At 56.4% G+C, this 13,314-nt stretch carries 13 protein-coding genes; 9 read left to right on the top strand and 4 right to left on the bottom strand.

What is annotated here, in order from left to right; genetic code table 11:
- Positions 1 to 29 precede the first annotated feature (29 nt).
- On the bottom strand, positions 30 to 1,145 hold the full coding sequence (locus tag QZ862_RS11110) for a Gfo/Idh/MocA family oxidoreductase (protein ID WP_296099839.1): 1,116 nt from the start codon (positions 1,143 to 1,145) through the stop codon (positions 30 to 32).
- Positions 1,146 to 1,530: 385 nt separating this feature from the next.
- Here QZ862_RS11110 and mbfA point away from each other — a divergent pair, with 385 nt between their 5' ends.
- Positions 1,531 to 2,514 (top strand): iron exporter MbfA, encoded by a 984-nt coding sequence (gene mbfA, locus QZ862_RS11105; RefSeq protein WP_296099836.1) that lies wholly within the window; start codon positions 1,531 to 1,533, stop codon positions 2,512 to 2,514.
- Between the two features lie 3 nt (positions 2,515 to 2,517).
- Here the strand turns inward: mbfA and QZ862_RS11100 are convergent, their stop codons facing one another.
- Positions 2,518 to 2,955 carry an Lrp/AsnC family transcriptional regulator gene (locus QZ862_RS11100; protein ID WP_296099833.1) on the bottom strand — a complete coding sequence of 146 codons (438 nt, stop codon included), beginning with the start codon at positions 2,953 to 2,955 and terminating at the stop codon, positions 2,518 to 2,520.
- A gap of 134 nt (positions 2,956 to 3,089) precedes the next feature.
- Between QZ862_RS11100 and QZ862_RS11095 the strand changes: the two genes are divergently transcribed.
- Positions 3,090 to 4,013, top strand: a complete 924-nt coding sequence (locus tag QZ862_RS11095) for a DMT family transporter (RefSeq protein ID WP_296099832.1) — start codon at positions 3,090 to 3,092, stop codon at positions 4,011 to 4,013.
- A gap of 33 nt (positions 4,014 to 4,046) precedes the next feature.
- Here QZ862_RS11095 and QZ862_RS11090 read toward each other — a convergent pair whose 3' ends face one another.
- Together QZ862_RS11090 and QZ862_RS11085 are read right to left on the bottom strand one after the other, a co-directional pair.
- A complete protein-coding gene (locus QZ862_RS11090; RefSeq protein ID WP_296099830.1) occupies positions 4,047 to 4,661 on the bottom strand; it encodes a transglutaminase-like cysteine peptidase in 615 nt (204 codons plus the stop codon).
- A 218-nt stretch (positions 4,662 to 4,879) separates the two neighbouring features.
- The gene (locus tag QZ862_RS11085) at positions 4,880 to 5,674 is read right to left on the bottom strand and encodes an alpha/beta hydrolase (RefSeq protein ID WP_296099828.1); all 795 of its coding nucleotides are present in this window, start codon (positions 5,672 to 5,674) and stop codon (positions 4,880 to 4,882) included.
- Between the two features lie 181 nt (positions 5,675 to 5,855).
- On the opposite strand from QZ862_RS11085, the gene infC reads away from it, so the two are divergent.
- The 7 genes from infC (at position 5,856) to QZ862_RS11050 (ending at position 12,959) form a co-directional block, all read left to right on the top strand.
- Positions 5,856 to 6,392, top strand: a complete 537-nt coding sequence (gene infC / locus QZ862_RS11080; RefSeq protein ID WP_062424525.1) for a translation initiation factor IF-3 — start codon at positions 5,856 to 5,858, stop codon at positions 6,390 to 6,392.
- A gap of 195 nt (positions 6,393 to 6,587) precedes the next feature.
- Entirely contained in the window at positions 6,588 to 6,791 is a 204-nt protein-coding gene (rpmI, locus tag QZ862_RS11075; protein ID WP_027674722.1) for a 50S ribosomal protein L35, read from the top strand.
- A gap of 40 nt (positions 6,792 to 6,831) precedes the next feature.
- On the top strand, positions 6,832 to 7,236 hold the full coding sequence (gene rplT / locus QZ862_RS11070) for a 50S ribosomal protein L20 (protein ID WP_027674723.1): 405 nt from the start codon (positions 6,832 to 6,834) through the stop codon (positions 7,234 to 7,236).
- Positions 7,237 to 7,363: 127 nt separating this feature from the next.
- Positions 7,364 to 8,236: a serine/threonine protein phosphatase gene (locus tag QZ862_RS11065; protein WP_296099826.1), complete on the top strand. Its 873-nt coding sequence runs from the start codon at positions 7,364 to 7,366 to the stop codon at positions 8,234 to 8,236.
- The gene (gene pheS / locus QZ862_RS11060; protein ID WP_296015412.1) at positions 8,229 to 9,311 is read left to right on the top strand and encodes a phenylalanine--tRNA ligase subunit alpha; all 1,083 of its coding nucleotides are present in this window, start codon (positions 8,229 to 8,231) and stop codon (positions 9,309 to 9,311) included. The genes QZ862_RS11065 and pheS overlap by 8 nt, the downstream gene beginning before the upstream one ends.
- Before the next feature lie 25 nt (positions 9,312 to 9,336).
- Complete coding sequence (pheT, locus tag QZ862_RS11055) at positions 9,337 to 11,760, top strand: phenylalanine--tRNA ligase subunit beta (RefSeq protein ID WP_296099822.1); 2,424 nt, start codon at positions 9,337 to 9,339, stop codon at positions 11,758 to 11,760.
- 245 nt (positions 11,761 to 12,005) lie between these two features.
- A complete protein-coding gene (locus QZ862_RS11050) occupies positions 12,006 to 12,959 on the top strand; it encodes a tripartite tricarboxylate transporter substrate binding protein (protein ID WP_296099895.1) in 954 nt (317 codons plus the stop codon).
- Positions 12,960 to 13,314 lie beyond the last annotated feature (355 nt).

Raw genomic sequence — 13,314 nt, 5'->3', positions numbered from 1 at the left:
GATACCGTCGCGAGGCGCCAAGACTACTATCACTTCGACTGTGGAACGATGTTGATCATCTCGTCTTCCGATGGCTGTTCAGCAGGAGCGAGATGAAGAGCTTGGTCTGCTGCGACGCGTCGCGATCGTGAAGCGGCGGGCAAGGTTATCGTCTCGCCAGTTTCGAGCGATTTCTCGACAGCGGCCAGAACACGCATATCCATCAGACCTTCTTCACCGTCGGCTTCAGGGTTTGTGTCGTTGAGGATGCAATTGGAGAAATACTGCGTCTCATTACCGAATTGGTCTACGGGCTCGAAAGTGTGTTCCTGCTCGCCATCCTCTGTGATTTCCCGATAGGCGATGCCAATAGAAGGACCGAACATATAGCAGGGTGAGGCTTCTATGGTAGATTTCGTTCCTACCAGGGTAAAGTTTTCGGCCGAAGCAGTGGCATAGCTCACGGTAAACTGGGCGGTGCGCTGCTGCGGAAAGAGCAATGTGACTGCGACAGTATCATGGAAGTTGAAGCCGCGATCGCGAGTCTTTGTCCCGACCGCGTGAACTGCGATTGGTTCGTCACCAAAAAGGTTGCGCACGGCATTAAGCGGATAGGCGCCCATATCCGGCACCGGCCCACACCAGTAACCATTGTGACCACGGGAATTCTCTTCGGCAACATTCTGCGCGAAGGTCGAGGAAAAGCTACGCAGCTCACCGAAATCGCCCCGACCGGCCCGTGTGAAGAGCTCGACGTTTCCGGGTTCATGATGAAGACGGTATGCGATCATGAGCTTGGTACCACTTTTCTTCTGTGCCGCCAGAATTTGCTCTGCCTCTTCTATGCTCGACGCCATCGGCTTTTCCAGCAGGACGTGAATGCCGGCCTCAAGAGCGGCAACAGCGAATGGGGCGTGGAGGAAGTTCGGGGTCGCCACGTAAACCGCGTCGATATCTCCGGATCTCAACAATTCGTCATATTGCTCATAGGACCAGGCCTTTATGCCGTAGAGCCCTGCAAGCTTGTCTGCTTTCACCGGATCGCCGGTGACGAGCGCTACGAGCTCTGAATTGTCGGTCTGCTTGATGCCGGGCATGAATGCTTGTTGCGATATCTGGCCTCCGGCGACCACTGCGTAACGGATTTTCTGTTCTGATGTCGGCATTGCACTCTCGGAATTTTATGATGGAGACTCAACACAGCTGAATGCGGCATTGCTTAACAGGGAATGCCGGACAGTGAGCAATGTTCCGACCGATCGCCATTGATGCTACGCTGGGCTCGCCTTCACGGGACATTGTTGGCCTAACCCGGATGCTCGACTTAAAATCGCGGGGCATGTCGATGGTCGCTCAGCCGGCGTGATGTTTCCGTTGCCGATTGCGGATCCGTTGTCATTTCAAAAGGTCATGAAAGTGGATGCCGTGTTACGACAGTCATTGATCAAGCCCGCTCCTGACTGAGCGAAAACCACATTTAGAATTATTCTAAAACCCCTTGAAGAAAGTTTTCAATCGCAGTAATTAGAACCATTCTAAAAGGATGGTCCCATGTTTCGTAGCCTCTTCTCCTCCTCCAAGCGCCCTTTTTCATCCCTCAACGAGCAGGAAATCCTAGCACTCGCTATTTCTTCCGAGGAGGACGATTCAAGAATCTACCGCTCTTATGCGGACCATCTGCGGGAGCAATATCCGCAATCCGCCAAGATTTTCGATGATATGGCCGAGGTGGAGCATGCGCATCGCAATGTCCTGATCGACATGCACAAGCAGCGCTTTGGCGATGTCATTCCGCTGATCCGGCGTGAACATGTCCGTGGCTTTTACGAACGCAAACCGGACTGGCTGGTGAAGACTTTGACGGTTGAGCATGTCCGCGAGCAGGCCGAAGAGATGGAGCAGCAAGCTATCCGGTTTTACGACGAGGCTATCCGTCACGTCACGGACGCGCAGACGCGAAAGCTCCTTGGCGATCTGGCCGAGGCTGAGCGGGGGCATGAGGACATTGCCAGTATGCTCGGAGAAAAGCATCTGCCGGACGATGCACGTGCGGACGAAGAGGAAACCGCCAAGCGACAGTTCCTGCTGACCTATGTGCAACCGGGTCTTGCGGGCCTGATGGACGGTTCGGTTTCGACGCTTGCGCCAATCTTCGCCGCAGCTTTTGCCACGCAGGATACATGGCAGACGTTTCTGATCGGCCTGTCCGCGTCCGTCGGTGCTGGCATCTCCATGGGCTTTACGGAGGCGGCGCATGATGATGGCAAGCTTTCGGGCCGCGGATCGCCGTTAAAGCGCGGCCTCGCATCCGGCATCATGACCGCTGTCGGCGGTCTCGGGCACGCGCTTCCCTACCTCATTCCGCATTTTTGGACCGCAACCGCGATTGCCGCCGTCGTTGTGTTCATTGAATTGTGGGCAATCGCCTTCATCCAGAACAGGTTCATGGAAACCCCGTTCTTGCGCGCCGTGTTTCAGGTGGTGCTTGGTGGCTCTCTGGTCTTGGCGGCTGGCATTATCATCGGTCACGGGTGACGTTCATCCGAGAGGAAGCAGCCGGCGTTTGACCGGCTGCAACTTTACGATCGACGTGTTGGTCTCCGCCTTATCGGCGATCCGGTCGAGGATCGTGTCCAACTCTTCGATAGACCGGACGTGCAGACGCGCAATAAAGCAATCATCTCCCGTCACCTTGTCACATTCGGAAATCGCAGGGATTTGCTCGATGAGTTGCTGAACAACATGCAGCTTTCCGGGTAACGGGCGGACACGAATGATGGCTTGAAGCGTGAACCCGATACTCTCCGGGTCGACTTCCACGGTAAAGCCCCGAATAACGCCCCGCTCTTCCAGGCGTCTGATCCGGTCCGACGTGCTCGGCGCAGATAGCCCCACATTCTGCGCGAGATCCTTGACCGACATTCTCCCGTCGCGTGACAGAAGCTCAAGAATGCGCTTATCGACATCGTCGAGCACTGGATTTTCCTTTCAAAGCTCGGGTCGCCAAAAACCTTCTTTTGATAGGACATATCCAGGTTTTGCCTCTTAAGAATAGAGGCAATATCCGATCGGGTCCATTAAAATCCTCGCATGGCAATGAGGGGCTCACAATGACTGAAAAGATGCGCGGCGTTCTTGAGATGGCAAGCGCGATGGTGATTTCGGGAACGATCGGGTTATTTGTGGTGTTGTCCGGTCAGCCCGTTACAAGCGTCGTGTTTTGGCGCTGCGTGTTCGGCGCGGCGGTCCTGCTGCCGATTTGTGCGGGGATGGGATTTCTTCGGCTTGGCCTCATATCACGTCGGCAAGCTGGTCTGGCAGTGCTCGGTGGTGTCGCGATTGTCACGAACTGGCTGCTTTTGTTCGCCGCCTATCCACGCGCATCGATTTCGATCGCGACCGCGGTCTACAACACTCAGCCCTTTATGCTGGTTGCCTTGGGCGCACTCGTTCTCTCTGAGAAGCTGACGCTCAATAAACTGCTGTGGCTCGTCATTTCGTTTCTCGGCACACTTGCGATTATCTATGCGAAGCCCGGTGCGGGATATTCCGGCGAAAACTATGTCGCGGGCATCGCGCTTGCCCTTGCAGCGGCGTTCTTCTACGCCGTGGCCGCCATCATCGCCAAGACGCTGAAAGGCCTTCCGCCGCAATTGATCGCGCTCATTCAGGTGGCAACCGGTATTTTTCTCCTCCTGCCATTTTCGGCACATGGGCCTCGCATCGAGGCGCAAGCATGGACAATTTTGCTGACGCTGGGCGTCGTTCATACCGGGCTGATGTATATTCTGCTCTACGGCGCAATCCAGAAATTGCCGACCAACCTGACCGGCTCCCTGTCCTTCATATACCCGGTGGCGGCGATCATCATCGATCGTATCGCCTTTGGGCATCATCTGCAGCCACTACAGATCGCCGGTGTGGTCGCCATTCTTGTGGCCGCTGCTGGTTCGACATTGGGCTGGTCAGCCGTGCCGCATCTCAAAGCAAAACGCGACGCCTCAGAGAGGACATCGCGTTCTATGCGTCAATGATCGTGCTTTCAGGTTTTTGTCGATGCGGTTTCTTTAGCGCAGTGCGCCGACCAGAACATCGCGCCCATCTTCGATCGAAACCCAGCGACCCGTGTTGAAGGAGGCCTGGCGCTTCAGATAGGTGTAATTGGTGTCCGTCCAAAGCTTCACCTCATTCGACAGATTGTCGAGAATGAAGTCGCCATTGTTGGTTCGAACGGTCAACACTGCATGACCTTCACCATCCGGCTTGCGAACCACGGTGATCAGAAGGTCGGAAACGGCAAAGCCCTTTTCGATCAGCTTCTTGCGCTTGAGAAGTACAAAATCTTCGCAGTCGCCCGCGGTCTTGGGATATTCCCAATACTCGTCCTTGCCATAGACTTCCTGGTCGGTCATGGCGACGATGGTGGTGTTCACCTCGGTATTGATATCACGAATGACGGTCCAGCCATATTCGGTGACGCGCGGTGGCGGTGTGAGTTTGCTGCGAATGTCGCACTCCGCTGCGTATCTCTGGCAGAACTCATAATGACCAATGGGCTGGGACGTAATGCCACCCGTTACCATGGCAGGGCTGCCTTTGTTCTCGGCCTGCACCGAGGCAGCAGAAAGTAGTCCGGCCGCAACTGCAAAAAGCAGCGCCCGTGCCTGCGATGCATTCATCATCAAACCCGTCCCTTGAAGTCTTAATAAAGTGTTAAGAGAGATCAGGGGTAAGTGTCAATTGGGAGCAGGGCTTCCATGAATGCAAGATGAATAATATGGTTAAGAGCGTTGCCGAAATGCTCACGGCGCAGTCCCTAGAACCGACATCGATCTTCGGAAAGAGCGGGCGTCGGTTCAAACCCGTAGAGCGTGCTGGGGTCTTTAGGGCGCTCGGCGCTCTAGGCTACAAGGCTTTTGACCGCCGCGAGCATCCGCTCGATATCCTGAGGCCGAGACAGCCTGTGGTCGCCGTCGCGGATAAGGCTGAGCACAACATCATCTGCGGGAAGGTGCTCCATCAGCCGCAGCGCATGTTGATACGGCACGTCTTCATCGCGCATGCCTTGAAGAATGTGGACTGGACAACCCGTATCGATCACGCCCTTTAAAACCAGATTGTTGCGACCATCCGTCATCAGATCGCGCGTGAAGATGTTGGGCTCGGGGCTGTATTCCGATGGCTCCTCGAAGTAACCGTTTTCGATAAGCGATGCCTTTTCAGCCTCCGTCAAGTTTGGCTCTATCAGTTCAGCGGTGAAGTCCGGCGCGGGAGCGATGAGGACGAGGCCTGCCACCTTCGGTCCATCCTGGCGCTTGCGCAACTCTTCGATCAGGCGCAGCGCAATCCATCCGCCCATGGACGAGCCGATGAGAATGACGCTTTCGGGTGTCTTATCATTGAGAACGGCAAGCGATTCCTCCAGCCAACGGGAAATAGTGCCCTTTTTGAAGTCGCCCTTCGAAACACCATGGCCCGAATAATCGAAGCGGATGCAGGCAAGCTGCTCCTGCTCGGCAAAGCGATCGAGCTCGACGGCTTTTGTACCGGTCATGTCTGAGCGATAGCCACCCAGCCAGACGAGGGCAGGGCGGTGATCCGACGTTGACGCCGACCGGGACACGATCGCAATTTCGCGTGCGGCGTCGCCATGGCCAACGACAATATAGTGTGGGGCTTGGTGTGCGTCGCTCATCTCAATCTCCTGTCGTTTCTTTCTCCCCTGTAGAACAGATTCGTAAAAACCACGAGAGGAGGTGATTTTTTTGCAAAGGCATGCTATTGACTTCGCGGCGGCATTCACGACATTTCCGCCATTTGCACCGACAAGCTGTTTTTGCCGACGCGATCCCGAAACAGATCAGGAGAATACGACCATTCGCAGACCGTTCAAAGCCGATGCCCCCGTCAAGGAAGGCCCGCGCTCAAACAGGGAAATTCGAATTCCCAAAATTCAGCTGATTGATGAAGAAGGCCAGAACCTCGGCGTGATGCCGACGGATCAGGCGTTGAAGATGGCGGAAGAGGCCGGTCTTGATCTTGTCGAGATTTCGCCGAACGCCGAACCGCCTGTATGCAAGATTCTCGATCTCGGTAAGCTGAAATATTCGACCCAGAAGAAAGCGGCCGAAGCGCGTAAGAAGCAAAAGATCGTCGAGGTCAAGGAAATCAAGATGCGTCCGAACATCGACACCCATGACTATGAGGTGAAGATGAAGGCGATCAGCCGTTTCTTTGAAGAAGGCGACAAGGTTAAGGTAACGCTGAAATTCCGTGGTCGCGAAATGGCCCACCAGGAACTCGGCATGAAGCTGCTTCAGCAGGTCAAGGAAGACACCGTGGCAATTGCCAAGGTGGAAGCTGAGCCGAAGCTCGAAGGCCGCCAGATGATGATGGTGCTTGCACCGAAGTAATGCCTGGGCGCGCTGGTATAGAAGCTGGCGTTTTCCACCCTCGCAGGGGAAGTTCTGCTTCCCCGTTGCGCTTTTTCATAACTGCGGTTATAAGCGCGCGTCCGAACGGTCCGGCAGGGCATGCCGTGGCCGTTCCTGAATAGCTTGAAGCGGGCTTCGTCTGCCTGTTTCGATACAAAATAACGGAGTAGCAAAATGCCCAAGATGAAGACGAAATCCGCTGCTAAGAAGCGGTTCAAGATCACTGGCACCGGCAAGGTTCTCGCAGCCGCCGCCGGTAAGCGCCACGGCATGATCAAGCGTTCCAACAAGTTCATTCGCGACGCGCGCGGAACCATGGTTCTGGCCGAAGCTGACGGCAAAAAGGTCGTCAAGAACTACCTGCCGAACGGTCTCTAAGACTTTTCCGCATTTTTGGACACTTTAAGGAGATCATGACATGGCACGCGTAAAACGTGGCGTAACTTCCCGCGCCAAGCACACCAAGACACTCAAGGCTGCGAAGGGCTTCTACGGCCGTCGCAAGAACACCATCCGCGCAGCAAAGGCGGCGGTTGATCGTTCCAAGCAGTACGCTTACCGCGACCGCAAGGTCAACAAGCGCAACTTCCGCGCTCTGTGGATCCAGCGTATCAATGCTGCTGTTCGCGAATTCGGCCTGACCTATGGCCGCTTCATCGACGGCCTGAACAAGGCTGGCATCGAAGTCGACCGTAAGGTTCTGTCCGACATGGCTATCCATGAGCCGGCAGCTTTCGGCGCGCTCGTCGACGCTGCGAAGAAGGCTCTTGAGTACCTCAAGGATGCCGGTACGGCCAACGAGTTTGAATCCGCTGTAAAGTAATTACGGCGCGGACAAATTGTTGTTCATTCGAAACCCGCGCCGGGCAACCGGGGCGGGTTTTACTTTTGGAATGGCTTCCGTCCATAGGGAGCGCTCTGGGGCGCCGCGATGCGCCAACGGGAACATCATGCTTCAGGCTGCCACTGCCAGCGAGAGAGAACAGGGCTTCCACGTTCACTTGGAGGACGCCGATATTGCTGCGCTTATGCAGACCCTGTTAATGAGCGAAAGACGCATCCAGAGACTGGAGCTGAGTTCTGGCGCCGTCTGGATCAAGCGCCAAGGCACGGAAGAACCGCGATGGTGGGGCAAGTTACAGGGTTTGGCCGGTCGCCTTCTGCCCTATGCTTTCCTGAGGCCGTCGCCGATCCTGTCACCCGTCGAGATGATGGGGCGCGAGAAGCGCCGGATGATCGAGTTCCGCGACGCAGGCTTTACCGTGCCTGCCATCATCTACTCCTCCGATACGGCAATCGTGCTGGAAGATGTGGGAGAGACGATACAAGGCATCATCGCGCACAAGGCAGTAGCGGGCGATCCCGATCAGCTTCTGGTTCAATCGGCCAAGACGCTCGGACAACTCCATGCTGCCGGCCTGTGTCATGGGCGGCCGCATATTCGTGACTTTTTCCTCAAAGAGGGCCGTATCGGCTTTATGGATTTCGAAGAAGAGCCGCAGGCCGTCATGCCACTTGCCAGCGCCCAGGCACGCGATCTCTGGCTGTTGTTTTTGCCGCTTAGCGCCTTTGCCGAAAAGCGCGAAGAAACGCTTGGTGCAGCCTATCGCGGATGGACAGCCAATGCGCCGCAGGCCACGATCGATGAATTGCGCCGTCTGGTGCGTGTGCTCAGCCGATTTTTGCCTCTCGCCCGGTTGATCGGGCGCGTCCAGATGGGTAGTGATCTGCGACGCTTTATCGTGGCGACCGACTTTCTAAAGAATGCTGTTGAAACCGATGCCGAGGCTAAGACCTTTGGCAAGGCAGGAAAAGATGACTGAACTGGACACTTTGAAATCGCAACTGATGTCGGACATCGCCTCGGCCGCAGACGAGGCGGCCATCGAGGCTGTGCGCCTGTCGGCACTTGGCAAGAAAGGTTCGGTCTCCGAGCTGCTGAAGACACTGGGCACCATGACGCCGGAGGAACGCCAGACGCGTGGTGCCGCCATCAATCAGTTGAAGACGGAAGTGACGGATTTCCTGACCGCCCGCAAGAGCGAGTTGAAGGACGCAGCGATCGAAGCGCGGTTGAAAGCCGAAACGCTCGACGTGAGCTTGCCAGTCCGTCAGTCTCCGGCCGAGCGCGGTCGCATCCATCCGATCAGCCAGATCGTCGATGAGATTACCGCAATCTTTGCAGATATGGGATTTTCCATTGCCGAAGGTCCGGATATCGAAACCGACTATTATAACTTCACGGCCCTGAATTTCCCGGAAGGCCATCCGGCGCGCGAAATGCACGACACGTTCTTCTTCCAACCGGATGAAAAGGGTGAACGCAAGGTGCTGCGCACGCACACCTCGCCGGTGCAGGTGCGCACCATGGAAGCGCAGAAGCCGCCGATCCGCATCGTCATTCCCGGCAAGACCTACCGCCAGGATTCGGACGCGACCCACTCGCCGATGTTCCACCAGGTCGAAGGCCTGGTGGTCGACAAGAAGGCGCATGTCGGAAACCTGCGTTGGATCCTCGAGGAGTTCTGCAAGACCTTCTTCGAGGTCGACAGTGTCGTCATGCGCTTCCGCCCGTCCTTCTTCCCTTTCACCGAGCCGAGCTTCGAGGTCGATATCCAGTGCGACCGTTCCGGGCCGATCGTCAAGTTCGGCGAAGGCAAGGACTGGATGGAAATCCTTGGCTGCGGCATGGTGCACCCGAATGTGCTGCGCGCCGGCGGTCTCGATCCGGATGAGTATCAGGGCTTTGCCTGGGGCATGGGTCTCGATCGCATCGCCATGCTGAAATACGGCATGCCGGACCTGCGCGATTTCTTCAACGCCGATGTTCGCTGGATGAACCATTACGGCTTCCGCCCGCTCGACATGCCGACGCTGTTCGGCGGTCTGAGCGTCTGATCGGTCAAGTCGAGGAGTATATGTTATGAAATTCACACTCTCCTGGCTGAAAGAGCATCTCGATACCGATGCCTCTCTGGAGCAGATCTGCGAACGCCTGACGGCCATCGGTCTTGAAGTCGAAGACGTTGACGACAAGGCCGCTTACAAGCCTTTTGTCATCGCCAAGATCCTGTCGGCGGAAAAACATCCCGAGGCAGATCGCCTGAAGGTGTTGTCGGTGGATGCCGGTGACGGCAAGCCTGTGCAGATCGTCTGCGGCGCGCCGAATGCGCGGGCCGGTCTCGTCGGCGCTCTGGCGCGTCCTGGCACCTATGTTCCGGGAATCGATGTAACGTTGTCTGTCGGAAAGATCCGTGGTGTCGAAAGTCACGGCATGATGTGCTCCGAGAAGGAGCTCAACATGTCCGACAATCACGACGGCATTATCGACCTGCCGGACGATGCGCCGGTCGGCACATCCTTCGCCTCCTATGCGGGGCTGGATGATCCGGTCATCGAGATCAATCTCACGCCGAACCGCCCGGACTGCACCTCGATCCACGGCATCGCCCGCGATCTGGCGGCATCCGGTCTCGGCACGCTGAAGACACGGCCTGCGCCGAGCTTCAAGGTCGAGGGTTCGACGCCGGTCGACGTCAAACTCGAGCTGGATGATGCAGCACTTTGCCCTGGCTTTTCGCTTCGTATCGTGCGCGGCGTGAAGAATGGTCCGAGCCCAAAATGGATGCAGCAGCGTTTGCTTGCCATCGGTCTTCGCCCCATCAATGCGCTGGTGGATATCACCAACTACATGACTTTCGATCAGGGCCGTCCGATGCATGTCTTCGACGCCGCCAAGGTGAAGGGTGATCTGGTCGTGCGTCGCGCAAAGGAAGGCGAAACCATTCTCGCTCTCGACCAGCGCGAATATAAGCTTGGTCCGAACAATGTGGTGATTGCTGACGACAATGGGCTTGAATCCATCGGTGGCATCATGGGCGGCGAGCATTCCGGCTGCGACGAGAACACTGTGGACGTGCTGATCGAGTCGGCGCTCTGGGATCCGATCAATATTGCCAAGACGGGCCGTTCTCTCGGCATCATCACCGATGCGCGCTATCGTTTCGAACGCGGCGTCGATCCGGAATATATGGTGCCGGGCCTCGAGCGCACGACGGAGCTGGTGCTCGAGCTTTGCGGTGGTTCGGCTGGAGAAGCAAAGGTCGTCGGCTACAAGGGCTTCGAGCCGAAGTGGATTGATTTCCCACTCTCCGAGGTAAAGCGCCTGACGGGTCTCGAGGTTTCGGCGGAAGAAAGTCTTGCTATCCTCAAAGGTCTCGGTTTCGGCATCGAAGGCTCCGGCGAGCGTGTTTCCGTGTCGGTGCCATCATGGCGTCCGGACGTCGATGGCAAGGCGGATCTGGTGGAAGAGGTCATGCGTATCCATGGCGTGGATAACATCAAGCCGGAACCGCTTGAGAACCTTGGTGCCGTCAACGGTCGCATTCTAACGACGTTGCAAATCCGCACGCGCACCGCACGCCGCGCGCTTGCCAGCCGCGGTATGCTGGAGGCTGTCACATGGTCCTTCATTCCGGAAGCGCAGGCCAAGCTCTTCGGTGGCGGTTCGCCCGCGTTGAAGCTCGCCAACCCGATCGCGGCCGACATGTCGGACATGCGGCCATCTTTGCTTCCCGGCCTTTTGACTGCTGCACAGCGTAATTCCGACAAGGGCTATGGCGATGTCGCCATCTTCGAAGTGTCCGGCACCTATGAAAGCGATACGCCGGAAGGACAGCGTCGCGTTGCCGGTGGTGTTCGCCGCGGCACGGCCTCGCTTGCCGGTGCAGGCCGCATGTGGTCGAACGCCACAAAGGGCGGCGGCAAGGCTGTCGACGTCTATGATGCCAAGGCAGATGCGCTGGCAGTGATCGAGGCGTGCGGTCTGCCAATGGCCAATGTTCAGATAGAGGCTGGTGCCCCTTCCTGGTATCATCCCGGCCGTTCCGGCACGATCAAGATGGGCCCGAAGGTCATTCTCGGTTATTTCGGTGAATTCCACCCGAAGACCTTGGGCGCACTCGATGTCTCCGGCGCCTATTGCGGTTTTGAGATTTATCTCGACGCCATGGCCGAACCGAAGAAGAAGGCGACACGTACCAAGCCAGCCCTGGATCTTTCACCTTTCCAGGTCGTAAAGCGCGATTTCGCCTTCGTGGTCGACAAGTCTATCGAAGCGGGCGCCATCATCAAGGCAGCTACCAGTGCTGATCGCAAGCTCGTCACCGGAGTCAATGTCTTTGACGTCTTCGAAGGCGCGTCGCTTGGTGATAACAAGAAGTCGATCGCGATCGAAGTTCAGATCCAGCCGGTGGACAAGACATTGACCGACGAGGACTTTGAGGCCTTGACCGCGAAGATCGTCGGGAATGTCGAAAAGACAACGGGCGGCTTGCTTCGCGCATAACCCGCCCTCGATACTGTGGCACTGAAAACCCGCTTCACGGCGGGTTTTTTGTTTCCGGGCACGGTCACTCAAGACTTCAAAGACGCGCAGTACGTGTATTCTGTAACAATTTGAAGCGAGACTCTTCGCCCAACGCATGTACAGGTTGATGCGGACGTTGCTTTCAGTACTATGCGTACCAGGCCAGTTGGCCGTGTGGAGGAGATTTTATGGCAATTGGATTTTTGAAACGACGTGCAGCTTTGATGCTTGCTGCATCTGCGGCAGCTTTGTTGACGTTTAACACGGCTGCTTATGCCGAAGGCTTTCCTGAGCGCGCGATCACGCTCGTCGTGCCTTTTGCGGCAGGCGGCTCTACCGATGTCGTTGCACGTGTGATTGCGCAGAAAATGGGCGATGCTCTTGGTCAGCAGATCGTCGTGGAAAATGTCGGTGGGGCAGGTGGAAATCTCGGTGCCGACCGCGTCGCACGTGCCGAGCCGGATGGCTATACAATCCTGATGGGCACGGTTGCGACACATGCGCTCAACCCGTTGATCCTCAAGACAAAGCCATATGATCCTGAAAAAGATTTCGCGCCGATTTCTCTTCTGGTTGTCGTGCCTAACGTGCTCGTGGTCAATCCGCAGCTGCCCGTCAACAACGTGGCCGAACTGATCGCGCTTCTGAAAAAGGAGCCAGATAAACACGCTTATGCCTCTTCCGGCAACGGCACGCCGCTTCACCTTTCCGGCGAACTGTTCAAGAGCATGGCCGGTGTTGAGATGCAGCACGTGCCTTACAAGGGTTCCGGTCCGGCCCTGAATGACCTTCTTGGTAACCAGATCTCGATCATGTTCGACAATTTACCGTCCTCTTCCGCCCATATCAAATCTGGAACCTTGAAGGCGCTGGGTGTAACGACGGCGGAGCGAGCTTCCTCTTTCCCAGATGTGCCGACAATTGCCGAAACCGTGCCCGGTTACGAAACCTACACTTGGAACGCGCTTTTCGCGCCGGCCGGGACGCCGCCTGAGGCAATAGCCAAGCTGAATGAGGCTGCCAAAACGGCACTCTCCGATCCAGACGTTGCAAAGCGCATGGCGGATTTCAGCGCCAAGATCGTCGGTTCGTCACCGGAGGAACTGAAGACCCACGTGTCCGAAGAGATTGCCAAATGGGGTCCAGTGGTGAAGGAAGCCAACGTTCAGATGGACTAAGGCCAGTACAGCCTCGCGATGGATCGTCTTCCCCAGTATCTCCGCAGGGGAAGGCACCTCCAATCCTTACCTGTTGGTTAAGCCATGAAAAATGTGATCAACTGCTGTTACACCTGATCATCATTTAGGCAATTAAACCGATAATAAATTATTTTATCCTATTACCTTCATCCATGACGAAAGTCGTCGCAGGCGTTCAAGCGCCGTCGAAGAGTCTTCAGATGGATCGAGGCAAAAGTGAATTTTTTCAGGAACTTGAAAATCAGCACCCGCATCGTCGTGGTTGCCGCTATCCCAACAATCGCCCTCCTAGGCGCTGTTGTCCAAGATAATTTCCGAAGGCTGGACGTTGCCT

Origin of the sequence: uncultured Agrobacterium sp., from assembly GCA_913777615.1 — a bacterium.
Classification (GTDB): Bacteria; Pseudomonadota; Alphaproteobacteria; order Rhizobiales; family Rhizobiaceae; genus Agrobacterium.
This window is presented reverse-complemented; position numbering and strand designations above follow the sequence as displayed.